Source organism: Curtobacterium sp. MCLR17_040, assembly GCF_003234735.1.
GTDB lineage: Bacteria > Actinomycetota > Actinomycetes > Actinomycetales > Microbacteriaceae > Curtobacterium > Curtobacterium flaccumfaciens.
Genome location: NZ_QKTE01000013.1, coordinates 13,515 through 38,516, shown reverse-complemented (window position 1 = coordinate 38,516; position 25,002 = coordinate 13,515). Strand labels below are relative to the sequence as shown.

General features: G+C 71.8%; 22 protein-coding genes. 10 read left to right on the top strand and 12 right to left on the bottom strand.

All coding sequences use genetic code 11. From position 1 onward, the window contains the following. The first annotated feature begins 33 nt into the window (after positions 1–33). Together DEJ01_RS11985 and DEJ01_RS11980 are read left to right on the top strand one after the other, a co-directional pair. Positions 34–807: an alpha/beta fold hydrolase gene (locus tag DEJ01_RS11985; RefSeq protein WP_146247605.1), complete on the top strand. Its 774-nt coding sequence runs from the start codon at positions 34–36 to the stop codon at positions 805–807. After that, on the top strand, positions 804–1,607 hold the full coding sequence (locus DEJ01_RS11980; RefSeq protein ID WP_309147061.1) for an alpha/beta hydrolase: 804 nt from the start codon (positions 804–806) through the stop codon (positions 1,605–1,607). The genes DEJ01_RS11985 and DEJ01_RS11980 overlap by 4 nt, the downstream gene beginning before the upstream one ends. Before the next feature lie 88 nt (positions 1,608–1,695). Here the strand turns inward: DEJ01_RS11980 and DEJ01_RS11975 are convergent, their stop codons facing one another. Genes DEJ01_RS11975 through DEJ01_RS11965 form a run of 3 tightly spaced genes read right to left on the bottom strand, consistent with a single transcriptional unit; the run spans position 1,696 to position 4,784 of the window. Beyond that, on the bottom strand, positions 1,696–2,709 hold the full coding sequence (locus DEJ01_RS11975; protein ID WP_111093092.1) for a LacI family DNA-binding transcriptional regulator: 1,014 nt from the start codon (positions 2,707–2,709) through the stop codon (positions 1,696–1,698). A 27-nt stretch (positions 2,710–2,736) separates the two neighbouring features. Next, positions 2,737–3,765 carry a Gfo/Idh/MocA family protein gene (locus DEJ01_RS11970; RefSeq protein ID WP_111093091.1) on the bottom strand — a complete coding sequence of 343 codons (1,029 nt, stop codon included), beginning with the start codon at positions 3,763–3,765 and terminating at the stop codon, positions 2,737–2,739. Beyond that, on the bottom strand, positions 3,762–4,784 hold the full coding sequence (locus DEJ01_RS11965; RefSeq protein ID WP_111093090.1) for a Gfo/Idh/MocA family protein: 1,023 nt from the start codon (positions 4,782–4,784) through the stop codon (positions 3,762–3,764). Before DEJ01_RS11965 ends, DEJ01_RS11970 begins: the two co-directional genes overlap by 4 nt. 80 nt (positions 4,785–4,864) lie before the next feature. Here DEJ01_RS11965 and DEJ01_RS11960 point away from each other — a divergent pair, with 80 nt between their 5' ends. Both DEJ01_RS11960 and DEJ01_RS11955 read left to right on the top strand, forming a co-directional pair. Further along, positions 4,865–5,494, top strand: coding sequence for an SRPBCC family protein (locus DEJ01_RS11960; RefSeq protein ID WP_258375703.1), 630 nt, complete (start codon positions 4,865–4,867; stop codon positions 5,492–5,494). After that, entirely contained in the window at positions 5,491–6,162 is a 672-nt protein-coding gene (locus tag DEJ01_RS11955; protein ID WP_110864088.1) for a DUF4166 domain-containing protein, read from the top strand. Before DEJ01_RS11960 ends, DEJ01_RS11955 begins: the two co-directional genes overlap by 4 nt. Here DEJ01_RS11955 and DEJ01_RS11950 read toward each other — a convergent pair. Further along, positions 6,152–6,808 (bottom strand): CatA-like O-acetyltransferase, encoded by a 657-nt coding sequence (locus DEJ01_RS11950; protein ID WP_111093089.1) that lies wholly within the window; start codon positions 6,806–6,808, stop codon positions 6,152–6,154. The genes DEJ01_RS11955 and DEJ01_RS11950 overlap by 11 nt on opposite strands. Before the next feature lie 41 nt (positions 6,809–6,849). On the opposite strand from DEJ01_RS11950, the gene DEJ01_RS11945 reads away from it, so the two are divergent. Then, positions 6,850–7,407 carry a YbaK/EbsC family protein gene (locus tag DEJ01_RS11945; protein WP_071246993.1) on the top strand — a complete coding sequence of 186 codons (558 nt, stop codon included), beginning with the start codon at positions 6,850–6,852 and terminating at the stop codon, positions 7,405–7,407. Here the strand turns inward: DEJ01_RS11945 and DEJ01_RS11940 are convergent. The 7 genes from DEJ01_RS11940 to DEJ01_RS11910 all read right to left on the bottom strand — a co-directional run bounded on the left by DEJ01_RS11940 (position 7,388) and on the right by DEJ01_RS11910 (position 17,864). Beyond that, on the bottom strand, positions 7,388–7,756 hold the full coding sequence (locus tag DEJ01_RS11940; protein ID WP_110860834.1) for a VOC family protein: 369 nt from the start codon (positions 7,754–7,756) through the stop codon (positions 7,388–7,390). The genes DEJ01_RS11945 and DEJ01_RS11940 overlap by 20 nt on opposite strands. 19 nt (positions 7,757–7,775) lie before the next feature. Beyond that, complete coding sequence (hrpA, locus tag DEJ01_RS11935; protein WP_111093088.1) at positions 7,776–11,627, bottom strand: ATP-dependent RNA helicase HrpA; 3,852 nt, start codon at positions 11,625–11,627, stop codon at positions 7,776–7,778. 39 nt (positions 11,628–11,666) lie between these two features. Next, on the bottom strand, positions 11,667–13,499 hold the full coding sequence (locus tag DEJ01_RS11930; RefSeq protein WP_111093087.1) for a thioredoxin domain-containing protein: 1,833 nt from the start codon (positions 13,497–13,499) through the stop codon (positions 11,667–11,669). 91 nt (positions 13,500–13,590) lie between these two features. Then, positions 13,591–14,121, bottom strand: coding sequence for an ATPase (locus tag DEJ01_RS11925; RefSeq protein WP_111093086.1), 531 nt, complete (start codon positions 14,119–14,121; stop codon positions 13,591–13,593). A 4-nt stretch (positions 14,122–14,125) separates the two neighbouring features. Beyond that, positions 14,126–15,193 carry an NAD(P)-dependent oxidoreductase gene (locus DEJ01_RS11920; protein ID WP_111093085.1) on the bottom strand — a complete coding sequence of 356 codons (1,068 nt, stop codon included), beginning with the start codon at positions 15,191–15,193 and terminating at the stop codon, positions 14,126–14,128. Positions 15,194–15,244: 51 nt separating this feature from the next. Continuing rightward, on the bottom strand, positions 15,245–16,105 hold the full coding sequence (locus DEJ01_RS11915; protein WP_181438434.1) for a sulfurtransferase: 861 nt from the start codon (positions 16,103–16,105) through the stop codon (positions 15,245–15,247). Between the two features lie 217 nt (positions 16,106–16,322). Further along, positions 16,323–17,864: an MFS transporter gene (locus tag DEJ01_RS11910; protein WP_027466052.1), complete on the bottom strand. Its 1,542-nt coding sequence runs from the start codon at positions 17,862–17,864 to the stop codon at positions 16,323–16,325. A gap of 171 nt (positions 17,865–18,035) precedes the next feature. Here DEJ01_RS11910 and DEJ01_RS11905 point away from each other — a divergent pair, with 171 nt between their 5' ends. Beyond that, positions 18,036–18,698, top strand: a complete 663-nt coding sequence (locus tag DEJ01_RS11905) for a TetR/AcrR family transcriptional regulator (RefSeq protein ID WP_181438433.1) — start codon at positions 18,036–18,038, stop codon at positions 18,696–18,698. A 187-nt stretch (positions 18,699–18,885) separates the two neighbouring features. Here DEJ01_RS11905 and DEJ01_RS11900 read toward each other — a convergent pair whose 3' ends face one another. Next, on the bottom strand, positions 18,886–20,517 hold the full coding sequence (locus DEJ01_RS11900; protein ID WP_111093082.1) for a dolichyl-phosphate-mannose--protein mannosyltransferase: 1,632 nt from the start codon (positions 20,515–20,517) through the stop codon (positions 18,886–18,888). Between the two features lie 121 nt (positions 20,518–20,638). Here DEJ01_RS11900 and rsmI point away from each other — a divergent pair, with 121 nt between their 5' ends. From rsmI to rsmA, 4 genes are all read left to right on the top strand, one after another. After that, the gene (rsmI, locus tag DEJ01_RS11895; RefSeq protein WP_111093081.1) at positions 20,639–21,460 is read left to right on the top strand and encodes a 16S rRNA (cytidine(1402)-2'-O)-methyltransferase; all 822 of its coding nucleotides are present in this window, start codon (positions 20,639–20,641) and stop codon (positions 21,458–21,460) included. 134 nt (positions 21,461–21,594) lie between these two features. Beyond that, positions 21,595–23,163 (top strand): methionine--tRNA ligase, encoded by a 1,569-nt coding sequence (gene metG / locus DEJ01_RS11890; RefSeq protein WP_111093080.1) that lies wholly within the window; start codon positions 21,595–21,597, stop codon positions 23,161–23,163. Next, positions 23,160–24,092: a TatD family hydrolase gene (locus tag DEJ01_RS11885; protein ID WP_111093079.1), complete on the top strand. Its 933-nt coding sequence runs from the start codon at positions 23,160–23,162 to the stop codon at positions 24,090–24,092. The genes metG and DEJ01_RS11885 overlap by 4 nt, the downstream gene beginning before the upstream one ends. 2 nt (positions 24,093–24,094) lie before the next feature. Next, the gene (gene rsmA / locus DEJ01_RS11880; RefSeq protein WP_111093078.1) at positions 24,095–24,946 is read left to right on the top strand and encodes a 16S rRNA (adenine(1518)-N(6)/adenine(1519)-N(6))-dimethyltransferase RsmA; all 852 of its coding nucleotides are present in this window, start codon (positions 24,095–24,097) and stop codon (positions 24,944–24,946) included. Positions 24,947–25,002: the final 56 nt, after the last annotated feature.

The following is a 25,002-nucleotide window of genomic DNA, read 5'->3' as shown; positions in this document are numbered from 1 at the left end:
CCGGTGCTGCGAACCGCCGCGTAGCCTCGGCTCGTGCGCGCTGCTGTGGAGACCGTCCGGATCGACGGGTTGCCCGTGCGCCTGCACACCATGGCGGCGCGAGAGCCGGTCCGCGACGACACCGACCCCACCGTCGTGTTCGTCCACGGCATCGGGATGTCGCACCGGTCCTTCGCTCGGTCGCAGCGCGCCGTCGCCGCCGAGCACCGCACGATCAGCGTCGACCTGCCGGGGTTCGGCTGGCTGCCAGCGGCCGGTCGTCGGCTGCCCATCGAGGAGCTCGGCGACGTGGTCGTGCGGGCGGTCCGCCACCTGGTCGACGGCGACCTGGTGCTCGTCGGGCAGTCGATGGGTGCCCAGGTCGTGGTCGAGTCCGCCCGGCGCCACCCGGAGACCGTCGCGGCGATCGTGCTCGTCGGTCCGGTGATCGACTCCGAGCGGCGATCGCTCCCGCTGCAGGCGCTCGACCTGGGCCGCGACGGGTTCGTCGAGGGGGTCCGGATGAACGGCGTTCTCGTCACCGACTACCTGCGGAGCATGCGGCAGTACACGCGTGAGCTCGGGCCGATGCTCCGCTACCCGACCGAGCAGACGATCACCGAGGTGATGCAGCCCGTCCTCGTCGTCCGCGGCACCCAGGACCCGATCGCGCGGCAGGACTGGTCGGCTCGGGTCGCGGCCGCTGCGCCGAACGGCACCTTCGTGGAACTGGCCGGCCCGCACCACGTGCAGGAACGGCAGCCGGACGCCTTCGCACGCCTCCTCGAGACGTTCCGCAGCGCCGAGCGCCTGGAGGGGCTGCGATGACCCGGCCGACCACGTCGGGGACGGAGGCGGCGCGGACGGCGCGATCCGGGCCTCCAGGCCGTGTCCCGCTGGTGCGACGCGCGTGGTGGGCCGCACTCGACTGGGGGTACGCCGCCAGGTGGCAGGTCCGGAGCCTCGGGCCGACCACCGCGGACGACTACCGGACCGGCGCCGGGCAGCCCGTCGTCGTGGTGCCCGGCGTCTACGAGACCTGGCACTTCATGCGGCCGCTGATGGACGCGCTCCACGACCGGGGGCACCCGGTGCACGTGCTGCCCGTCCTGCGGCACAACCTGCGGCCCGTGCCCGACTCGGCGCGCGAGGTGATCGCGACCCTGGAGGAACAGGACCTGCGGAACGTGCTCGTGCTCGCGCACAGCAAGGGCGGGCTCATCGGCAAGTACGCGATGACGCAGCTCGACCAGCACGAGCGGATCGACCGGATGGTCGCAGTGTCGACGCCCTTCGCGGGGTCCGTCTACGCGCGGCTCGCGCCGGTGCCGCACCTGCGGGCGTTCCGGGCGGCCGACCCGGTGCTGGCGGGGCTGGCACGGGAACTCGACGCGAACGCGCGGATCACCTCGGTGTACGGGGTGTTCGACACGCTCATCCCCGAGGGGAGCGAGCTCCAGGGGGCGACGAACGTGCGGCTGCCGGTGGGTGGGCACTTCCGGATCCTCGGTGATGCGCGGACGCGGTCGGCGGTGCTGGCGGCGGCGGCGGACCCGGGCGGGGGCGGCTCCGGGTCTGGCGGCGCTGGCGGCGGCTCCGGCGGCGGTGCTGGCGGTCTTTCGCGCTGACCGACACTTCGTGGGCGCGCGGCCGCGTGAGGTGTCGGCCAGCGCGAAACGGCGCGGCGGCCGCAGCGGCAGCGGCGCGGCAGCCGCGTCAGCGCGGGCGGTCGGCGACGCTCGCGCGCTCGACGATCCGGTGCGGCACGACGACGGTCTCCGGCGCGGCACTGCGGTCCGCGATCCGCCGGGTCAGCAGGTCGAGCGCCGCCGTCGCGAAGGCCCGACGGTCGAACGACACCGTGCTGAGCGACGGGATCGCGTACGCGGCCGCGTCGACGTCGTCGAACCCGATGACGCTGACCTGCTCGGGAACCCGGACCCCGCGGGCGGCCAGGACGTGCAGCACCCCGAACGCGATCGAGTCGGTGAAGGCGAAGACGGCGTCGGGCAGGTGGTGCTCGTCGAGCCAGGCCGCGAAGGTCGTCGCCGCGGAACTCGTGGTCCACGACGGCAGCGGGACACGGAGCGAGGGATCGGGCGTGATGCCGGCGGCGGTGAGCGCGGCGGTGTACCCGCGTTCCCGGAGCTCGCTCGTCGCCGTCGCGGCGCCCTCGGGTGACGCCCCGACGATCGCGATGCGCCGGTGCCCGCGGGCGATGAGGTGTTCGGTGACCTGCTCGGCCGCCGCACGGCTGTCCACGTGGACCTGGTCGACGTGCTCGGGCTCGACCTCGCCGATGACGACGGTCGGCGGCAGCCCCTCGGTCGAGGCCAGGACGCTCGCGCTGAGCGACACCGGGTTGAGGATCAGCCCGTCCACCAGGTGTGCCCGGGCACGGGAGACCAGTTCGCGTTCGCGGGCCGGGTCGTTGCCGGTCTGCTCGAGCTGCACGACCCAGCCGCGTTCGCGGGCGAGTTCCACGAAGGACTGCGCGAGTTCGGCGGAGTAGGCGCTGCCCATCTCCGGCAGCGTCAACGCGATGGCTCCGGAGCGGCCGTTCCGGAGCCCGCGGGCGGACAGGTTCGGCACGTAGTCGAGCTCGGCGACCGCCCGCTCGACGCGTTCACGGGTCTCCGGGCGCACGACCACGCCGCCGTTGACGACGTTGGAGACGGTCTTCGGGGACACCCCGGCGAGGGCGGCCACGTCCCGCACGGTTGCGCGCATCGGGACGAGCGTAGCGCGGGGCGGTGCTCAGTCCGCGACCTGCACCGGCACCGTCCTGCCCGTCCGCACCGACTCCTGCGCCGCCAGCACGATCGACAGCGTCCGGAGTCCGACCCCGACGTCAGGCTGCGGCTGCTCCCCGGACTCCACGGCCGCCAGGAACGTCCGGAGCATCGGCACGTCGTGGTCGGGTCCGTACCGGAGTTCGATCGGCCGGCCCCCGACCGCCTCGAGCCCCCGAGCAGCCGCCCCGAAGAAGTCCACCGACACCGTGCCACCGGTCCCGGCGACGTCGAGCGTCAGCCCGCCCCACACCGGCGACGTGTCCGGTCGGCTCCACGAGCAGTCGATCGCCGCGATCGTGCCGTCGTCGTAGGTGATGGTCACCAGCCCCGCGGTCTCGGCGTTCGCGCGGTCCGCGTGCAGCACCCGGTTGGCGACGGCGGTGACCGACACCGGCGCCGCTCCGGTCAGCCCGTCGATCAGGTCGGCGACGTGCACGACGTGGTCGACGAGGGCGCCGCCTCCGCTCAGTCGGACGTCGGTGAACCAGTCCCGGGCGATCGGGAGCATGCCGTTGTTCGCGCCCCGCACCGAGAACACCGTGCCGAGTGCGCCCGAGTCCCGCGTCGCGCGCAGCCGGTCGAACGCCGAGGCGAAGCGCACCGGGAACGCCATCATGAGCAGCACCCCGGCGCGGTCCACCGCATCGCGGATGGCGAGGCCGTCCTGCCACGAGGTCGCGAGCGGCTTCTCGCAGAGCACGTGTGCCCCCGCTGCCGCCGCGAGCTCGACGAACTCTCGGTGCCGCGCGTTCTCGCTCGTGACGATCACGGCGTCCGGGCCCCAGGCGAGCAGCTCGTCCACGGAGTCCGCGTACCCGGCGCCGAGCGCGCGTGCCAGTTCGGCGCCGCGCAGGTCGCCGAGTTCCGTCCCCGTCGAGGTCCCGCCCGGGTCCGTGCCGCGCACCTCGACGTCCGGCATCGCCGCCAGGGCACCGAGGTAGCTGATGGCGTGCGTGTGGGCGAAGGAGAGCACCCCGACCCGGAGCGTCACCGCGACACCTCCACCGGCTGGCCGGACTCGATCGAGGCGATCGCCGCGTTCGCGATCCGCACCGCAGCGATGCCGTCGTCCACGGTCACCCGGGGCGGTGCACCACCGTCGAACGCGGCGAGGAAGTCGGCGAGCTCCAGCGCGTACGGGTCGTCCGCCGGGTCGACCGTCGGCAGGAAACCGTCCACGGAAGCCGGTGCCGCCAGGTCACTCCGGGTGTCCTCCTCGGCCCGGGACGAGTGCGACAGGCTGCCGAGCGTCCCCGTCACCGAGTACTCGGTCGTGAAGGCGAGGTGCTGCGGCCCCCACAGCCCGGCGACGTGGCTGATCGCGCCCGACTCGTGCGTGAGCAGGACGTGCGCCGCCTCGACCGGCTCCGCCTCGGAACCCGCGCGGACGCTCACCGCCGAAACCCGGGTCACCTCGCCCGCCACCCAGCGCGCGATGTCCAGGTCGTGGATCATCTGGTCCATCACGATCCCGCCCGACAGGGCGCGGTCGCCGAACCAGGGGACGTGGGTGGGGAAGGCACCGGACCGCGAGAACCGCAACACCGCCAGGTCGCCCAGGAGGCCCGTGGTCGCGGCCTCGTGCAGGCGCGCGTACGCGGGGAACCAGCGCACCACCTGGGCCGGGTAGAGCTGCACGCCTGCGTCCGCAGCGCGCGCCGCCAGGTCCGCCGCGTCCGCGTCGGTCCGGGCCAGGGGCTTCTCCGAGACGACGTCCTTGCCGGCCGCGATCGCCGCACGGACCACCTCGGCGTGGGCGTGCGTCGGGACCACCACATCGACGACGTCGACCACGGCGAGCAGCTCGTCGAGGCTGCCGGCGACGGTGATCGTGCTGCCCTCGGCCCGGGCGGTGTCGGTGAACGCGGCGACGAGTTCGTGGGCGCCCTCGCGAGCGTGCACCACCACGTCGCCCAGGCGGAGCAGCCCGGGCAGGTGGGCGACCGAGATGCCGCCCGCGCCGACGAGCCCGATGCGTTTGCGGGCGGGGGAGTCCGACTGCGACGTCATGGGGTCAGCGTAGGAGATGCGGTGGGACGGCGGGGTTCGCCAGCGGTGACCGGTTGCCAGTGGTGTCCTACGCTCGGGGTGTGGGCAACCGGGGCATCTACGTCGAGACGATCATCGACGCGGGCGTCGAGCGGGTCTGGGAAGCGACGCAGGATCCGCGACAGCACGTGCGGTGGGACGTCCGGTTCTCCGAGATCGTCCCGGAACCGGCCGACGCCGACGGAGCAGCCCGCTTCACGTACGTCCGACGGTCCGCCGTGCACGACGTCCACGGCACGGGCGTGAGCCTCGGCGAGCGACTCCGGTCGGACGGCACACGGACGTCGGCTCTGCGCTTCTCCACCCGGGACCGCCTGTCGCCGATCCGACACGGTCGTGGGTACTGGAAGTACGTCCCGACCGAGGACGGCCGCACCCGTTTCATCACGGGGTACGACTACGACCCGGGATGGGGGCCACTCGACGTGGTCGTCCGGCCGCTGCTCGGTTGGGCGACTGCATGGAGCTTCGACCGGCTCCGCGTCTGGCTGGAAGGCGGCGGCGACCCCGAGACCTGGCAGTTGGCGAGTGTGCTGCAGGTGTGGCGCCGGGGCCGGCCACGGGCCTCCCGGTCGTCACGAGCACCGCGTGGGGGCACCCGACGAGGCGACCACCTGCGCGACGCGCCCGCGACCCTCGCCGTCCTGCCGGACCCGGCGGAGCAGCGATGACCTCGGTGTTCCGAGCGGCGCTCGGCGCAGACTTCCACCGACTGCACCCGATGATGCAACGGCGCTTCGACGTCGGCTTGGATGCCGCCGAAGCGTGCATCGGGCGCGGGGTGATGACCTCCATCCGCCGGGGTCCGTGGTGGACCGTTCCGTTCCTGCAGATCGGGCGGCTCCGGAACATCCTGGTCCCCGACGTCGGCGACGACGTGCCCTTCACCATCGAGAACTACCCCTACCGGGACGCTCACGGACGCGAGACCGTCACCTTCGTCCGCACCTACACGACCCGCCCGGGGCGCACCGCGCGCTTCGACGCCACGATGGTCCTCGTCGGTGGGCGGGTGCTCGACTACCTCGGTTCGCACCAGCACCTGGCGGTGGACCTCGACCTCGTCGTCGACGACCGGGGTGGGCTGGTGCTCACCTCGGACGCCCAGCGCTTCTACGAGGGGCCGATCGCCTTCCGGTTCCCGATGCTCTTCAGCGGCCGGGCGACGTTGCACGAGTACTGGTCCGACGAGGACGAGTCGTTCCACGTCGACCTCGAGGTGCGCAACGCGCTGTTCGGGTTCTTGTTCGGCTACCGCGGGACCTTCACGTGCGAGTGGGTACCGGCAACGGACGCACCCGACCGCCTGAAGCCCCGCCGGACCGAACTCAGGACCTGAGCCACGAGGGATCGGCGAAGAGCTCCTCGAGCTCGCGCAGCAGCCGGGTCGTGTGGAAGCCGTCGGCAGCCGCGTGGTTGACCTGCAGCGCCAGCGGCAGCCGCGTCCGGTCACCAGCGGTCCGGTACCCGCCGAGCGTGATGATCGGCAGCAGGTGGTCCCAGCCGTCGCGCACCTGGAGCGAGAAGCCGGTGAACGACGCCCCCGGCAGGGTCGAGACGTCGAACACGTTGCCGGGCCGGTCGTCCTGCGGGAACATCCGCGTGTCGTCCCGGTACTCCGTCATCGTCGACACCGCAGCGTCGTGGAAGGTGCCGAAGTCGTCGTCGTACGGCACGACGAGGGCGGAGAACGTCTCGGTGTCCGCGTGGAACACGGTGAACATCGGGTGGACACGGTCCCACACGGCGGGGGAGCCGTCGTCCAGCAGCTGCATCCGGAACTCGTCGTGCCGGTTCACCACGGTCGCGATCGCCCAGAGCTGCGACGCGTAGGTCCGACGGCCGGTCGCTCGGACGCGCTCGACGAAGGCGGTGACGTCGAGTTCGACGGTCACCTCGTACGCGCAGGGCACCCGGCGCCGGTAGTGCTCGAAGTGCTCCCGGCGGGGCCACTGGTCGACGTCGATCGCCCGGAGTTCGGTCATGGCTCCACCCTCGTGCGGGATCGCTTCCCTACGGTGGAGCCATGCCGACGCTCGAACGTGTTCCCGCCCTGGTCGCCACCGGATTCCTCGCGATCCCCGTCGCCGAAGCCCTCGTCGCGTTGCCGACCGAGGTCGTCATGAAGATCGAGGGGGCCCCGATCGACGCGGACCTCGCCGACACGGCCGCGTTCTCGGAGGCGTACGGCTACCCGCTGGCCGGCGGCGCGAACTGCATCGTCGTCGCGGGGAAGCGCGGCGACGAGGTCCGCTACGCCGCCTGCGTCGTCCTCGCATCCACGAAGCTCGACGTGAACCGCGTCGTGAAGCAGCTGCTCGACGTCCGGAAGGCGAGCTTCGCCCCGATGGACGAAGCGGTCGAGCTGACCGGCATGGAGTACGGCGGCATCACCCCGATCGGGCTGCCGTCGTCGTGGCCGCTCTACATCGACGCGCGCGTCCTCGACGCCCCCGAGGTCGTCATCGGCGCCGGGCGCCGCGCCGCGAAGCTGTTCCTGCCCGGCGCAGCACTCACCGCACTGCCGAACGTCACCGTGGTCGAGGGCCTGGCGACCGAACCGGTCAGTCCGACGGCCGGATGAGACAGAACGGGTGCCCCGCGGGGTCGAGGTAGACGCGGAACGTCTCCGTGCCCGACCCCGTGGCCGTCGCACCGATCGCGAGCACCGCGGCCTCGCCGTCGTCGAGGTCGTCGACCTTCACGTCGAGGTGGCTCTGCTGCGGCACCGCCTGGCCGGGCCACTCCGGCGCCCGGTAGTCGTCGACCTGCTGGAACGCCAGGATCGGACGGTGGTCGGTGAACGGGAGGGCGAGCTCCGCCCAGTCCTCGTCGAAGCCGACGATCTCACCGCCGAGCAGCTCGGCGTAGAAGCGGGCGAGGGCGCGGGTGTCCGGGCAGTCCAGGACGACGACGTCGAGTGTGCCGATCATGGCCGACACGGTAGACCCATCAGCGTGCGGCGGTCAGGGCCTTCGTGATCCGCTGCAACGAGACGGTCTCAGCGGTCCCGAGTTCCTGCGCGAACAGGCTCAGCCGGAACTCCTCGAGCATCCACCGAGCGTGCACGAGCTCCGGGTGCGCCCCGACCGCGGGCGGGAAGGTGCCGCCGGCGTCGGTGTAGCGGTCGGTCGCCACGGTGACCTCGCGCATCCAGGTCGCGTCTCGTCCGGGGTTCTGCAGCAGTTTCTGCACGCGCGCCTCGATGCCCTGCAGGTACACGCGGATGCGACGCAGCCGGTCGAGCCCCGCGACGGCGACGAACCCGGGGAACACCAGGCGCTCCATCTGCTGCCGCATGTCGCTGAGGGCGGCGAGCAGCGACATCGAGTTCGCCTGCTTGAGTGCCCGTTCGGCGGAGCGCTGCGCTGCCAGGACCGCCGCGACCTCGGACACGGCGGTGAACATCGTGTCGACGACGGAGGCCGACACCGCATCGCGGACCGACTCGAACTCGGCCTTCGTGAAGACGAGGCCGTCCGGGTGGGCCCGACGGATGCCGGCGTCGACCACGGCGGCCAGGACGTCGTCGAACAGCGCGGCGGTCGACGGGTAGGGGCTGGCGGCGAGCGCGAGCTTCTCCTGCGCGGTCAGGTGCGACTGGATGTACGAAACGGGCGACGGCACCGCGTGCATCACCAGACGGCGGACCCCGGCAGGCATCCGGACGACCCGGTCCGACGGAGTGGCGAGCAACTGCACGCCGACGGTCGCCTTCGGACCCGTGCCTTCCTCGACCAGGGACGGGTACGCGCGGATGACGCCGCCCGCCTGCTTGGTGTCGAGGGTCTGCGGCAGGTCCTGGTCGGGCCAGGCGGTGAGTCCGGACTGTTCCAGCGGGCGACCGGCACCGGCGGACGCGACGCGAGCCGCGCCTCCTGTCCGTCCTGCGCCCTTCGCCGTGGCGGAGGCGACGCTCTGCTGGGTCCGGTCCTTGAGCTTGGTCTGCAGGGCCGACAGGTCCTTGCCGGTCTCGACCCGGCGACCACGCTCGTCGACCACGGCCCACGTCGGCAGCAGGTGCGCGGGGACGCGGGACAGGTCGAAGTCGGACTCGGAGACCGGGACGTAGGTCATGCGCTGGATCGCCTTGGCGAGGGTGGCGCGGAACGACTCCGTCGGCTCGGTCGGGGCATCGTCGGGGAGCTCGGCGACGATCTTCTCGGCCCAGTCCGCAGCGGGCACGACGTTCTTGCGGATCTGCTTCGGCAGCGACTTGATGAGCGCGGTGACGAGTTCCTTGCGGAGGCCGCGCACCTGCCAGTCGAAGCCCTCTTCACGCATCCGGGGCAGGAGCGCGAGGGGGACCTGCACGCTGACGCCGTCGTCCTGTGCGCCGGGCTCGAAGCGGTACTGGATGGCGAGACGCTGATCGCCGCTCCGCCACTGGGTCGGGTACTCGACGTCGTCCTCGGCGGCCTCGGCCGCTGATTCGTCCAGCAGGTCCGACCGGCGCATCGTGAGCAGGTGCGGCTGCTCACGGCGGGTGGTGCGCCACCACCCCTCGAAGTCGCGGGTCGTGGCGACGTCGGTCGGGATGCGGGCGTCGTAGAACTCGTAGACGTTCTCGTCGTCGAGCAGGATGTCCCGGCGGCGGGTGCGTTCCTCGAGCTGCTCGAGTTCCTTGCGGAGCTTCCGGTTGGCGCGGTCGAAGGCCTGCTGCGATTCCCACTCACCCTCGACCAGGGCGTGCCGGATGAAGAGCTCGCGGGAGTGTTCCGGGTCGATCCGCGAGTACTGCACGCGGCGGCGCTGCACGATCGGGACGCCGAACAGGGTCACGCGCTCGTAGGCGACGACCGCCCCCTGCTTCTTCTCCCAGTGCGGCTCGCCGTAGGTGCGCTTGAGCAGGTCACCGGCGAGCGGCTCCACCCAGGCGGGGTCGATCCGGCCGACGGTCCGAGCGAACAACCGGCTCGTCTCGACGAGTTCGGCGGCCATCACGGCGTCCGGCTGCTTCTTCGCGAGCACGCTGCCCGGGAACACCACGAACCGGGTGTTCCGCGAGCCCAGGTAGTCGCGCTTCTCGCGGTCGCGCAGCCCGATCTGGCTGAGGAGTCCGGAGAGCAGCGCGCGGTGCACGGCGTCGCCGTCGTCGGAGCGGGCCTGCCCGACTCGGACGTCGACCTGCTTCGCGGCACGGGAGAGCTGCCGGTACAGGTCCTGCCACTCGCGGATGCGCAGGTAGTTCAGGAACTCGGCCTTGCACAGCCGGCGGAACGCGCTCGACGACAGTTCCTCCTGCTGCTCCTCGATGTGGTTCCAGAGGTTCAGCAGGGTCAGGAAGTCGCTCGTCGGGTCGGCGAAGCGGGCGTGCAGCTGGTCGGCGTGCGCGCGCTTCTCGAGGGGGCGCTCGCGGGGGTCCTGGATGCTCAGGGCGCTGACGATGGCGATGACCTCGCGCCCGACACCCTGCCGCCCGGCCTCGAGCACCATCCGACCGAGCCGGGGGTCGATCGGCAGCCGGGTCAGCTGTCGCCCGGACTTGGTGATGCGGCCGTCCTTGTCGACGGCGCGGAGCTCGCGGAGCAGGTCGAGGCCGTCCTTCACGCCCCGGCTGTCCGGCGGTTGCAGGAACGGGAACGACTCGATGTCCCCGAAGCCGAGCGAGATCATCTGCAGGATCACCGCGGCGAGGTTCGTGCGGAGGATCTCGGGGTCGGTGTACTCGGGGCGTCGGCCGAAGTCGTCTTCGGAGTAGAGCCGGATCGCGATGCCGGCACTCGTGCGGCCCGCTCGACCGGAGCGCTGACTGGCGCTGGCCTGGGAGATCGCCTCGATCGGCAGGCGCTGCACCTTGGCCCGCGGGGAGTACCGCGAGATGCGTGCCGTCCCGGTGTCGATCACGTACTTGATGCCGGGCACGGTCAGTGAGGTCTCGGCGACGTTCGTGGCGAGGACGACACGACGGCGGATGCCCGGGGTGTGCCGGCGCTCGAAGACCCGGTGCTGGTCGGCGGCGGACAGGCGGCCGTACAGCGGCAGGACCTCGGTGCCCGGGTAGCGCTTGCCCTCGATCGCGTCCTGCGCGTCGCGGATCTCGTTCTCGCCGGACAGGAACACGAGCACGTCGCCCGGGTCCTCCTGCGCCAGCTCGTCGAGGGCGTCGGTGATGCCCTGCAGGGTGTCGCGGTCGTCGGCTGCGTTGCCGCTGTCGCCGGTGCGGGAGTCCGACTCGTCGTCGGCGTCGTCGTCCTGGTCTTCGGCGACGAGGGGGCGGTACCGGATCTCGACCGGGTAGGTGCGGCCGGACACCTCGATGATGGGGGCGTCGTCGAAGTGCTTCGAGAACGACTCCGGGTCGATCGTCGCACTCGTGATGATGAGCTTCAGGTCGGGGCGACGGGGCAGCAGCCGCTTCAGGTAGCCCAGCAGGAAGTCGATCGTCAGGGACCGCTCGTGCGCCTCGTCGATGATGATCGTGTCGTACCGCTTCAGGTCGCGGTCGAAGTGGATCTCGTTCAGCAGGATGCCGTCGGTCATCAGCTTCACGCGGGTCTCGGAGCTCACCTTGTCGGTGAACCGGACCTGGTAGCCGACGAGCCCGCCGAGCTCCCCGCCGCCCAGTTCTTCCGCCACACGCTCGGCGATGGTCCGCGCCGCGATCCGGCGGGGCTGGGTGTGCCCGATGTGCTCACGACCGAGCTCGAGGCAGATCTTCGGCAGCTGCGTCGTCTTGCCCGAGCCGGTGGCCCCGGCGACGATGACCACCTGGTTGTCACGGATGGCGGCCGCGATGTCGTCCCGCCGCTGCGAGACCGGCAGTTCGGGCGGGTACGTGATGACGGGCAGCGGAGAAGACATGAGCATTCCAGGATACAGGCGCGCCGGGCGGGAGGCGCGTCAGGCGATCTGCTGGGCCAGGGCGTCCGCCGACCGGGACGGCAGTTCGCACACCCGGTCGTGGCAGACGTACGCGGCAGGGTCGAGCACGTCGCGTCCCTCGAACACCGAGAACCCCGCCTCGGCCCAGTCGCGTGCCTGCTCCGGCGTCGTGGTGGCGACGACCGTACCGGGGCGCCGACCACGGTGTGCCACGGCCCGCATCGGGTCGTCGGTGCCGCTCGTGACGACGACGATCTCGCGCGACGGCCGTTGCAGGGCGAGGGCGACACCGAGGGCATCCGCGTGACCGAGGGGTCGCTCGGTCCCGGTGCGGGCGCGGTCGGCGATGAGTCGTGCCGCGGCGACCCGCAGTGCCTCGTCGCCCGTCAGCGCCCCGAGCGTCGCGGCGGCCGACGCCAGCGCCACGGTGCCGGACCGCATCGCCGTCTGCGGCTGTTCGCCCGTGGCCGTCCCCGCTGCGGCCAGCACCGGGTCGACGTCGAAGCGCTCGGCCAGGCCGTCGTCGACGAGCGAGCGTGCGACGGTCGCGTAGGAGACCTCGCCCGTCACCAGGGCCAGTTCGAGCAGCCCTTCGGCGAGCAGTCCGACGTCCTCCACGGTGGCCGGAGCAGAGGACGCCCCGCGCGGTGTGCTGGACCGCACCGTCACGTGGCCGTCCTGCACGTGGGCGGCGAGGACCGCGTCGGCCGCGCCCCGCGCGAGCGCGACGAGTTCCGGGTCGCCGTGCCGTGCGCCGGCGATCGCGAGCCCCCGGATCGCCAGGCCGTTCCAGCCCGTGAGCACCTGGTCGTCCAGCGGTGGCGGGTCGAGCTGGGCGCGCTCGGCGATCGGCCGGCGGTACCACTCGCCCTCGACCCGACGGCCGTCGATGGTCGACTCGCTGTCTTGCGCGGCGACGAAGGCCCCGTCGGCACGGCGCAGGGTGTCGCGGAGGAAGTCGGCGATGCCGCGGGCCTGTTCGGCACCCGCGATCGCGAGCAGCCCCGCGTTGTCGTAGAGCATCCGTTCGTAGTGCGGCACGCTCCAGTCGCGCTTGGTTGCGTACCGGAAGACGCCGCCGTCGGCGTCGGTCAGCTCGGACGCGCGGATCGCGTGCAACGACCGGTCGAGCAGCCCGTCGGCCTCGGCGTCGCCGTCGGCCGCCGCGTCGGCGAGGAACTCGAGCAACGGTGTGCTCGGGAACTTCGGCGCGCCGCCGAAACCGCCGTAGGTGGTGTCCTCTGCCTGGGACAGCTGGTCCGTGACGGCCCGGATGGCATCGACGGACGGGAGGCCCGGGTCGGCTCCGGCACCGCCCTCGCCCGAGCGGGCGGTCGCGTCCGCCACGGCACCCTGCCGGATCGCCGTCGCGATGGCCGACGCGTTCGCGTCGACCTCGTGCCGACGCTCGGTCCAGGCGTCGAGCACCGCGGCCAGGATCTGCCGGAACGCCGGGACCTGCCCGACGGGAGTGGGTGGGAAGTACGTCCCCGCGAAGAAGACGTGGCCGTCGGGCGTCAGGAACGTCGTCAGCGGCCAGCCGAGCTGTTGCGTGAACGCACTCGCCGAGGCCATCAGGCTCGCGTCGACGTCCGGCCGTTCTTCGCGGTCGACCTTCACCGACACGAAGTCCCGCCGGAGCAGCTCACCGATCTCCGGGTCGGCGAAGCTCTCACGCGCCATGACGTGGCACCAGTGGCACGTGGCGTACCCGACCGACACCAGCACCGGGACCCCGCGCTCGCGCGCTTCGGCGAACGCCTCGGGACCCCACTCGCGCCAGTCGACAGGGTTGTCGGCGTGCAGACGCAGGTAGGGGCTGACCGAGGTGCCGAGGCGGTTGTCGTTCATGGCTCCAGCGTGCCCGCCCCCGACTGGGCGGACCACCGCCCGGGGACAACTGTGGACGGAAGGCCCGCTCTGCACAGGCCGTGCGGGGAGATCAGCGCTCGAGCCACCCTGTGATCGACGCGAGCCGTGCGGCCACCTGGGCGGGGCTCTGGCCGTCGGTGTCCACCCGGGTGACCGTGTCCGCGGTGGCCGAGTCGAGCCTCCCGGCCGTCCGCGTGCTGTGCGCGAGCTGCGCCTGCGGGACCGCGCCACCCGCTCGTCGTGCGAGCCGGTCGGCGGTCGCGCCGTCGGATGCGCGGAGCAGGACGACGCGCACCAGCGGATCGTCGCCCATCGCCGCAGCGAGGCGCTCGTGCTCGAGCACGGACACGGTGTTCGTGTAGACGAGCCGGTGGTGCCCGATCGCCCGGTAGCCGGCCCAGATCGTGGCCAGGTTCCGCTCGGCCAGGTGGGCCTCGGGGTGTTCGACGTGCGGTGCCGGGTGCGCGAGGTCGAGCAGGTCGCCCTCGATCACCGCGTGCCGGACGTCCGCCGCGACGAGCAGGTCGTGCAGGGCCTCGGCGGCGGTGGATTTGCCCACGCCGGAGCGCCCGCCGATGAACAGGACCTCGGACCGGGGCACCGTGTCAGCCCAGGTTGAGGGAGAGGAGTGCGAGTGCGGCGTCCTCGGGGCCGTAGTCGAACATGTGCTCCCAGAACGGGTCGTCGGCCCACGGGACGTCGCCGTCGGCGGGCGTCGCGTGGGCGGTCTCGACCAGCCATGCCAGTTCCGGGGCGACGGCGGTCGCGAACTGCGGCGGTTCCCAACCCAGGGCGCGTGCCGCCGTGGTGTCGAGGACGAACGGCGGTCGTGACGACCACGGCGTGCCGCCCACGAACGCGGGCGCGTCCTCGTCGAGCAGGACCTCGTCGAACCGGTGGTCCAAGTGTCCGGCGATCGTCCGCACGATCTCGAGCGCGGTCGGGGCCGAGGCGTCCGCGACGTTGAGGATCCGGCGGTCCGGCGCGTCCGCGACGAGCCGGACGAGCGAACCGATGCCGCTCGCCGCCGTCGTGTGGTCGACGCCGCGGCCGTGGTCGGCGAGCAGGATGCGCTCCCGGCCGTCGAGCACACGGCGGACGACGAACCACTCCCGCGGGCGGCCGATGCCGACGCCGTACACCTTCGACGGGCGGAGCACCGTGACCGGGGCGCCGTGGTCGAGCAGGACCTGCTCGGCCGCCACCTTCGCGGCGCCGTAGCCGTCACGACTCGTCGGGTCCCCGTCGCCGGCGGTGACGGTCGGCTGGATCTCGGTGACCGCGCCGCCGAACACCGGCTTGTCGAGCGAGTTCGCGTGCCGTCCCTGCTCGTCGGCGTACACCGACCTGGACGAGACGAAGACCGTCGAGCCGACGTCGTCGAGGAACGGCAGGAGCTGCTGGGCGTCGTCGCGCGTCGCACCGACGGTGTCGACGAGCAGGTCGGCTCCGGGGCGGAGCAGGTCGCGCAGGACGGACCGGTCGCGGCGGTCGCCGGACGTGAACGTGGCGCCGGAAGCGGTCAGCGCATCCGCTGCGGGGCCGCCTCGGCGGGCGAGGACGTCCACCTGCCAGTCGTCGCCGCCCCTGCCCGAGGCGTCGAGGAGCTCTCGTGCGACGGCTGAGCCGATGCCGCCGGTGCCGCCGAGGATGACCGCGCGTCTGGTGCTCATGGTGCAACGGTAGTGCGGCCCGGCGCGGCCGTCGTTCCGCGATCGGTTCCGTCAGGAGGCGAGCTGCTCGTGCCGCCACCAGTCGGCCAGCGAACCGTCGTAGACCTTCACCCGGTCGTGTCCGAGCACCGTCAGGGCGAGGGCGTCGACGCACGCGGCGCTGCCCACCCCGCAGTACGTGACGATCTCGTCGGCACCGATCACCGCGGCGAAGGCCCGCTCGAGCTCGGCGCCGCGCAGGTACGCGTTCGTCTCGGGGTCCACCAGGGTGTCCGCCGTGATCGGGGTGCTGCCCGGCACGATCGGCGGGTGGTCGTCGCCGAGGGCCGCCCAGGGCGCGGCGAACACCAGGGATGCCGGCTCTTCGCCGGAGACCGCACGGGTGACGCGATCGTGGTCGGCCCAGAGCGCACGTTCTTCGCCGGCCAGGAACGCACCGGCATCGGGGTCGGACGGCGTCGCGCGAGTGTGGAGCGCGCCCACGCGGACCGGGCGGCCCTCGTCGCGCCACTTCGTGAAGCCGCCGTCGAGCACCGCGACGGAGTCGAAGCCGAACGAACGGAAGATCCACCACAGGCGTGCCGACCACTCGCCGACGCTGTCGTCGTAGACCACCACGGTCGAGGTGTTCGTCACGCCCAGCTGTGCCGCGGCGACCTCGAAGCGCTCGGCGCCGGGGCGAGTGAACGGGACGTCGGCGTCGGCGGCGGAGAAGTCGTCGATCAGGTCGGCGAAGCGGGCGCCGGGCACGTGGCCGCGCTGCTCGTGGGCGTCCCGACCGGGGAGCCAGGTGGTGTCGAACCCGGCCCCGACCGTGTGCACCGAGGCGTCGAGCACGACGAGCTCGTCAGCACCGAGGTGGTCTGCGAGCCACTGCGTCGACACGAGTGGTGAGGTCAGGACGGGGGCCATGTCGCACACCATAATCCGCACCCCTGACGTGGGCCAGGGACGTGGACACACGGCGCAACCGCAGGCACCGAGTGCGTGCGCATCGATCGACGATGCACGCGTCGTTCGACAGGTGGATCGTCGTGGAACGGGTGTCGCCGCCCCGCAGCCCCACACGCACGACGGCCCGCCCCGGCAGAACCGGAACGGGCCGAAGACGCGGAGCGAACCGCCAGCGTCAGTGCGCTGCGGCGGGGATGCTCCCGGTCGTGGCGGACCCGGCACGGGCGAGCCGCTCGACCCGCACCGACTGCCGGTTGATGAGCAGTCCGCCGGCCAGGGCGACGAGCACGAGCACGCCGGCCGAGATGCCGAACGCCACGTGGTACCCGTCGAGCGTCGCCTGGGCCTGCTGCAGCTTGGTCGGGGCGGCGGTCAGCCCGGACAGGCTGTTCGACACCACGTCGGCGAAGATCGTCGACAGCAGCGCCGTACCGATCGAGCCACCGATCTGCTGCATGGTGTTGACCGTCGCCGAGGCCACACCGGCGTCGGCCCGGGCGACCCCGGTCGTCGCGGTGTTCATCGCGGACGAGAAGATCGTGCCCATGCCGAGGCCGATCACGATCAGCGCCGGCAGGACGGTGCCCGCGTAGGAGCTGTCCAGGTCGGTGCGGAGCAGCAGGAGGAGCCCGGTCGCGGCGACCAGGCCACCGGCGAAGATGAGCACCTTCGGCCCGACGCGCGGCAGCAGGCGGCCACCGATCTGCGTCGCCGAGATCATGATCGACAGCGGCATCGGCAGGAACGCGAGACCGGTCTGCAGCGAGCTGAACCCGAGGGTCTGCTCCAGGTAGTACGTCAGGAACAGGAAGATGCCGAACATGCCGATCGCGACCAGGCCGATCGCGATGAACGAGCCGCCGCGGTCACGGTCGAGCACGACGCGGAGGGGCAGCAGCGGGTGGGCGACGCGGGTCTCGATGAACACGAACGCGGCGATCAGCACGACACCGCCGGCGAGCATGGCGATCGTGACGGGGGAGTCCCAGCCGTTCGTCTCGGCGTTCGAGAACCCGTAGACGACGCCGACCAGCCCGAGCGTGATGGTGATGACGCCGAGCACGTCGATGCGCGGACGCTCGACCTTCGGCGGCTTCTCCATGAAGACGAGTGCGCCGATCACGCCGAGCACGGCGAAGACGACGTTGACGTAGAGGCACCAGCGCCACGAGGCGTACTCGGTCAGCACGCCGCCGAGCAGCAGGCCGATGGCCGCACCCGAGCCGGCGATGGAACCGAAGATGCCGAACGCGCGACCGCGTTCCTTGGGGTCGCGGAACGTGGTGGTCAGCATGCCGAGCGCGGACGGGGCGAGCAGCGCGCCGAAGACACCCTGCAGTGCGCGGGCCGCGACGAGCAGGCCGAACGAGTCGGCGAGGCCACCGAGCACCGAGGCGACGGCGAATCCGACGAGCCCGATGATGAAGGTGTTCTTGCGCCCGAACAGGTCGCCGAGACGACCGCCGAGCAGCAGCAGCGAACCGAAGGCCAGCGAGTACGCGGTGACGATCCACTGCCGCTGGTCGGTGCCGAAGTCCAGGTCGGCCTGGGCCGAGGGCAGGGCGATGTTCACGATGGTCGCGTCGAGCACGACCATCAGCTGTGCGAGGGCGATGACCGCCAGGGCGATCCAGCGGTGGTTGCTCTTGGCGGGGGTGGTGCCCGGAGTCGTGGGTGCTGTCCCGGTGGGGGTCGGCACGGTGTGTTCTGCCGTCACGGCAGCCTCCTTCGAGAAGGTTGGAGGGTGGGGTGGAGGTGCGCGCCGTCGGGCACTCCCGAGATGTGGTGGTGACGAAACCGGATGCGATGCATCCGTTTGTGGTCAGTGTAGACCGAAACGGAAGGAGGGCATCCACTTGTTCCCAGAAAGTGCAACTACGGTCGGATCGTGAGCACCACCGAGTCCGCGTCCGACCTCGAGCGACCGCTGCGCGCCGACGCAGCGCGCAACCGCGAGCTGATCCTGCAGACGGCACGCAAGTGCTTCGCGGAGCGCGGGCTCTCCGTCACGTTGAACGACATCGCGCACGAGGCCGGCGTCGGGGTCGGCACCGTCTACCGACGGTTCGCCGACAAGGACTCCCTGATCGAGGCGCTGCTCGCCACCAAGTTCGAGGCCATGAACGACGCCGCAGCGCGCGCCGCGGACGTGTCCGACCCGCGCGAGGCGCTCCGGGTGTACCTGATGGGCGTCTTCGCGTTCCGTGCACGCGACCGAGCCCTCGCCGACGCCATCGTCCGTGCCGGCAAGGCCCGTCCGTCCATCGTGCAGGAGCGCGACCGGCTCGAACGCCAGGTCGCCGCGATCATCGGCCGCGCCGAGACCGCCGGCGTCGTCCGCCCCGGCTTCGACTACCGGGACCTGCCGATGCTCACCGCGATGGTCGGTGCGGTCGCCGACGCCACCCGTGAGCACGACCCTGATGCCTGGCGCCGCTACGCGGAACTCCTGATCCAGGGCGTCCTGCCTGGCGCGGACGACACCGCGCCGATGCTCGGCGACCCGCTGGACCGCGAGTCGATCGAGCGCGCGCTGCACGCGCAGTCCTGACCACGGACGGACTGGCGCGGACCGCTCAGCGGTGACGCGAAGCGTCACGCGGGCCGCGCCGACCGAGCTTGCGAGGGAGGTGTGGCGGCGCCGCCACGGGCCTCCAGTCCGGCGGTGGTCGCCACCAGAGCGCCCAGCGCGACGGACGCGACCAGACCGGCCGGACCTGCCAGCCCTGCCGGACCGGCTACAGCCAGCTGGGGATCCAGTAGTGCGACCGGACGAAGTCCCACGGCACCTGCATCGCCGTCCACATCGGGTACCAGTAGACCGAGGCCAGCACGACGACGCCCAGGTACACGCCGACCCACAGGATCGCCCGCGACCGTCGTGACCGTTCGTCGCTCCGCCTGCCGAGCACCAACCCGATCGCGGCGGCCAGCGCCATCACCATGTAGGGCTCGAAGGCGATCGTGTAGAACTGGAACACCGTTCGGTCGACGTACATCAGCCAGGGCAGGTACCCCGCCGCGACGCCGAGCAGGACGAAGCCGTACTCCCACTTCCGACGCAGGACCCAGAGCACGAGCAGCGCCACCGTCGCGATGACCGAGGCGTACCAGATGAACGGGTTCGCGATGCCGGTGATCGCCTCGCCGCAGCGGTTCGCCCAGCAGCCGTCCTGCCCGGCGTCCGTGCCGACGTAGAACATCGACGTGGGGCGCTGCATCACGAGCCAGAGCAGCGGGTTCGCCTGGTACGAGTGCGGGGTGTGCAGCCCGATGTTGAAGGCGTAGATCTCCGACTGGTAGTGCCACCAGTTCTGCAGGCTGTCCGGCACCCAGGCGAGCAGCCCGGTCCAGCGGTCGCCGCCCGAGGACAGCCAGTTGCGGTCCCAGCCGTCCTTCGACACGAACCAGCCGGTCCACGACGCCACGTAGGTCACCGCGGCGATCGGCACGGTCAGCAGGAACGACACCGGTGCCTGCTGCAGCAGCGCGCTCGACGACCAGAACTCCACCCCGGCGCGGCGGCGCATCATCATGTCGCTCAGCACGGAGTACACCGCGAAGAACGCCAGGAAGTACATCCCCGACCACTTCGTCGCCGCCGCCAGCCCGAGTGCCAGGCCCATCGCGAACAACCACGGGCGCCACCAGAACACCGGCCCCCACAGGGTGGTCCGGCCCGCGGCGGCGCGGGCGGCGACCCACTCGTCGAGCCGCCGTTGACCGTGCCGACGGTCGAGCAGCAGCGCCCCGAACCCGAGGATGACGAAGAAGGTCAGGATGCCGTCGAGGAGCGTCACCCGCGACATCACGATCGCCTGCCCGTCGATCGCGAGCAGGAACCCGGCGAGCGTGCCGATCATCGTCGAACGGAACAGCGACCGGGCGATCACGGCGGTGAGGAACACCGTCGCGATGCCGAGCACGGCCACCGTGAAACGCCAGCCGAACGAGTTGTCCGCCCCGAACAGCAGCATCCCGAGGCCGATGAGGTACTTGCCGAGCGGCGGGTGCGCGATGAACTCCGCGGCACTCGTGAAGACGTCCGTCTCACCGCGGACGAACCGGTCGTCCGTCGTCGGGGCGCCGTCCCCGCTCGGGTTCGCCGGCCAGGTGCCCTCGTACCCGAGGTGCACGATCGACCAGCCGTCCTTGACGTAGTACGTCTCGTCGAACACGAGCGAGTGCGGGGTGCCGAGGTTCACCAGCCGCAGCACGGCGGCGAGGAGCGTCACCGCGAGCGGACCCGTCCACCGCCACACGGCGACGCGCTGCGACGTGGAGAGCACCCGCCCCCACCAGTCGTCCAGGCGCGAGCCGACCGGCCCGTCGGGCACGGCCGTGCGGTCGTCGGTCAGCTCGCTGGTCATCGCTGAGCATCCTACGGATCGACCACATGTCCCCGCTGCGACGGGGCTGCTCGCGCCGACGCAGCCGCCCCGCGGCCGCCCCGGGGCCGCGCTGGCGTCGCGGTGCGGGGACAATGGGTGCGTGATCGTCCTCGCAGCAACGCCCATCGGCAACCTCGGGGACGCCTCGCGCCGTCTCGTCGAGACCCTCTCCAACGCCACGGTCGTCGCGGCGGAGGACACCAGGACCGCCATCCACCTGATGCGCGCCCTCGGCATCGAGAACCGTCCGCGGCTCATCGCCCTGCACGAGCACAACGAGCGGGCGAAGGCGTCCGAGGTCATCGAGCTCGCCCGCGACGAGGACGTCGTGGTCCTGACCGACGCCGGCATGCCCGCGATCAGCGACCCCGGCTTCCCCCTCGTCGAGGCCGCCGCGGCCGCCGGGGTCACCGTCACCGCCCTGCCCGGGCCGTCGGCCGTGCTCATGGCGCTCGCCGTGTCCGGGCTGCCCACCGACCGCTTCACCTTCGAGGGGTTCCCGACCCGCAAGGCCGGCGAGCGCCGCCGGGCGTTCCAGGCGCTGGCGGGGGAGCAGCGGACGATGGTGTTCTTCGAGTCGCCGCACCGGCTGGCCGAGACCCTGGCGGACATGGCCGTCGGGTTCGGGGACGACCGACGCGCCGCGGTCTGCCGTGAGCTCACGAAGCTGTACGAAGAGGTCCGCCGTGGGCCGCTGGACGAACTCGTCGCGTGGGCGTCCGAGGGTGTCCGGGGTGAGATCTGCATCGTCGTCGCCGGCGCCGCGGAGGCCACGGAAGAAGCCACGCTCGACGACGGGGTACGCCTGGTGCTCGAGCGGGTGGCCGCCGGCATGCGCATGAAGGAGGCCGCCGCGGCGGTCGCGGACGCGACCGGGCTGTCGAAGCGGGACCTCTACGAAGGGGCGCTCGCGGCGCGCTGAGCGGGGCTCGTCACGTTCGCATCCGCCGGTCTGGAGGCGCGGGGCGGGCCCGTCACGGGCCTCCCGGACCCGGTTCTCCACAGTCCACCGCCGCACGCGTCATCAGGGTTCGGTGCGCCCGTAGGATGGTCCGCATGTCCGCCGGGTCCTCGTTCAGCATCACCACGCCGATCTTCTACGTGAACGACGTGCCCCACATCGGGCACGCCTACACCGAGGTCGCCGCGGACTTCCTCGCGCGCTGGCACCGGCAGCGCGGTGACGACACCTGGCTGCTCACCGGAACCGACGAGCACGGGCAGAAGATCCTGCGCACCGCCTCGGCGAACGACGTCTCGCCCAAGGAATGGGCCGACCGGCTGGTCAACGACGCCTGGAAGCCACTGCTCGACACGGTCGACGTCGCGAACGACGACTTCATCCGAACCACCGACGAGCGGCACGAGCGCGGCGTGACGGCGTTCCTGCAGAAGCTGTACGACGACGGCTTCATCTACGCCGGTGAGTTCGAGGGCTTCTACTGCGTGGGCTGCGAGGAGTACAAGCAGCCGAGCGACCTGGTCGCCGGGACCGGTGCGTACGAGGGCCAGCAGGTCTGCGCGATCCACTCGATCCCGGTCGAGGTCCTGGCTGAGCGCAACTACTTCTTCCGGATGTCCGACTTCGAGCAGCGCCTGCTCGACCTGTACGAGTCGAACCCGCTGTTCATCCAGCCCGAGAGCGTCCGCAACGAGATCATCTCGTTCGTCAAGCAGGGGCTCCGCGACCTGTCGATCTCGCGCTCCAGCTTCGACTGGGGCATCAAGATCCCCTGGGACAGCGACCACGTGCTGTACGTGTGGTTCGACGCCCTGCTCAACTACGTCACGGCGCTCGGCTACGGCACCGACGACGACGAGGCCTTCAAGCGCCTCTGGCCGAGCGTGCACATCGTCGGCAAGGACATCGCCCGCTTCCACGCCGTCATCTGGCCCGCGATGCTCATGGCCGCCGGGCTGCCGGTGCCGGAGCGCGTCTTCGGCCACGGCTGGCTGCTCGTCGGCGGCGAGAAGATGTCCAAGTCGAAGCTGACCGGCATCGCGCCGTCCGAGATCACGGACACGTTCGGGTCCGACGCCTTCCGCTACTACTTCCTGCGCGCCATCACCTTCGGGCAGGACGGCAACTTCAGCTGGGAAGACATCTCGGCGCGCTACCAGGCCGAGCTCGCGAACGGCTACGGCAACCTGGCGTCGCGCCTGGTCGCCATGCTGCAGAAGTACTGCGACGGCGAGGTCCCGGAGCTCGGTGCGCTGACCGAGTCCGACCAGGCGATCGACGCCCTGGCCGTCTCGGTCACCGAGCGTGCCGACGCCGCCATCGCCGCCTTCGCCCCGCACGAGGCGATCGCGAGCGTGTGGGAGCTCGTCGACGCCCTGAACGGCTACATCACCGAGCAGGCGCCCTGGGCCCTGGCGAAGGACGACGTCAACCGCGAGCGCCTCGGCACGGTCCTGACCACCGCGCTCCGCGGCCTCGGCACCGTCACCGTCCTGCTGTCCCCGGTCATGCCGAAGGCGACCGAGAAGCTCTGGGCCTCGATCGGCGCCGGCGGGTCCGTCGCCGAGCAGCGGGTCGACCGCGCGTACGAGTGGCAGGGTGCGTCGCACGTGGTGCCGCTCGAGAGCGGGCTGTTCCCCCGGATCGAGCAGGTCTCCGCGTGACCGACGCCGAGTCGCACGTCCGGTCCCGCGGGGACGGGGGGTCCGGTGGCTCGAAGCGCGACCTGACGTACCCGCCGCTGCCGCAGGCGCTCGTCGTGCCGGTGTACGACAACCACACCCACATGGAGATCGCCGACGGTGTCGGCGACGGGGGTGACGGTCCCCTCGAGTACCGCGAGCACCTCGACCGTGCCTCGAGCGTCGGCGTGCGCGGTGTCGTGCAGGTCGGCACGGACCTCGCCACCTCGGAGTGGTCCGCGTCGATCGCCGCTCGGGAGCCCCGGGTCCTGGCGGCCGTCGCGCTGCACCCGAACGAAGCGCCCGTGCTGCAGGAACAGGGGCTGCTCGACGAGCACCTCGCCGGCATCGAACGGCTCGCCGCGCTGCCGCGGGTCCGGGCGATCGGTGAGACCGGTCTCGACTTCTTCCGCACCGGCGAGGACGGCCGCGACGCCCAGGTCCGTTCGTTCGAGGAGCACATCCGCATCGCGAAGGAGCACGACCTCGCGCTGACGATCCACGACCGTGACGCGCACGACGCCGTGGTCGAGGTCCTCGACCGCGTGGGTGCCCCGGAGCGGACCGTCTTCCACTGCTTCTCCGGCGGCCCGGACCTCACCCGGCTCTGCGCGGAGCGCGGCTGGTACATGTCGTTCGCCGGCACCGTGACGTTCAAGAACGCCGCACTGCTGCGTGAAGCCCTGGTCGTCGCCCCGCGGCACCTGATCATGATCGAGACCGACGCACCGTTCCTGACGCCCACCCCGTTCCGTGGTCGCCCGAACGCGCCGTACCTCATCCCGCTCACCCTGCGGTCGATGGCGGAGACGCTGGGCACGGACGCCTCGATGCTCGCGGCCCAGATCGCCTCGAACACCGAGCTCGTCTACGGCGCGTGGGACGCCGAGCCCGTGACGGTGGACGAGTAGTCGTGGGCGCACTGCTCGGCCCGGCGGAGATCCGGGAGCTCGCGGCCGAACTCGACGTCACCCCGACGAAGAAGCTCGGCCAGAACTTCGTGCACGACGCCAACACCGTGCGGCGCATCGTGTCCGTCGCCGGTGTGACCCCGTCGGCACGGGTGCTCGAGATCGGGCCGGGGCTCGGGTCGTTGACGCTCGGGCTCACCGAGAGCGGCGCCCCCGTCACCGCGGTCGAGATCGACAAGCGCCTGGCCGCCAAGCTCCCGTCGACGGTGTCGTCGATGCAGCCGGACGCCAGGCTGACGGTCGTGCAGCAGGACGCCATGACCGTCGCCGCCGCGGACCTCGACGTCGAGCCGACGCACCTCGTCGCGAACCTGCCGTACAACATCTCCGTGCCGGTGCTGCTGCACCTGCTCGCGACCTTCCCGTCGATCGAGCGGTCGCTCGTCATGGTGCAGGCCGAGGTCGGGTACCGGCTCGCCGCCGGTCCGGGCAGCAAGGTCTACGGTTCGCCGAGCGTCAAGGCCGCCTGGTACGGGTCGTGGAGCACCGCCGGGTTGGTGAGCCGTCAGGTCTTCTGGCCGGTGCCGAACGTCGACAGTGTCCTGGTGGCGTTCGACCGGCACGAGCCCCCGGGTGACGAGCTCCTGCGGTCGCGGGTGTTCACGCTGGTGGACGCGGCGTTCCAGCAGCGGCGCAAGATGCTGCGGCAGAGCCTGTCCGGGGTGCTCGGTGGCAGTGCGCACGCGTCCGAGGTCCTGACGGCGGCGGGTATCGACCCGACCGCCCGCGGTGAGGCGATCGGTGTGGACGACTTCGTGCGGCTCGGGCGGACGGTCCTGGCGGCTGCGGAGTAGTTCCTTCTCACGCCTGGCGCCGGGTGCGCAGCTGGCGCGTCGCCTGCGGGCCAGCT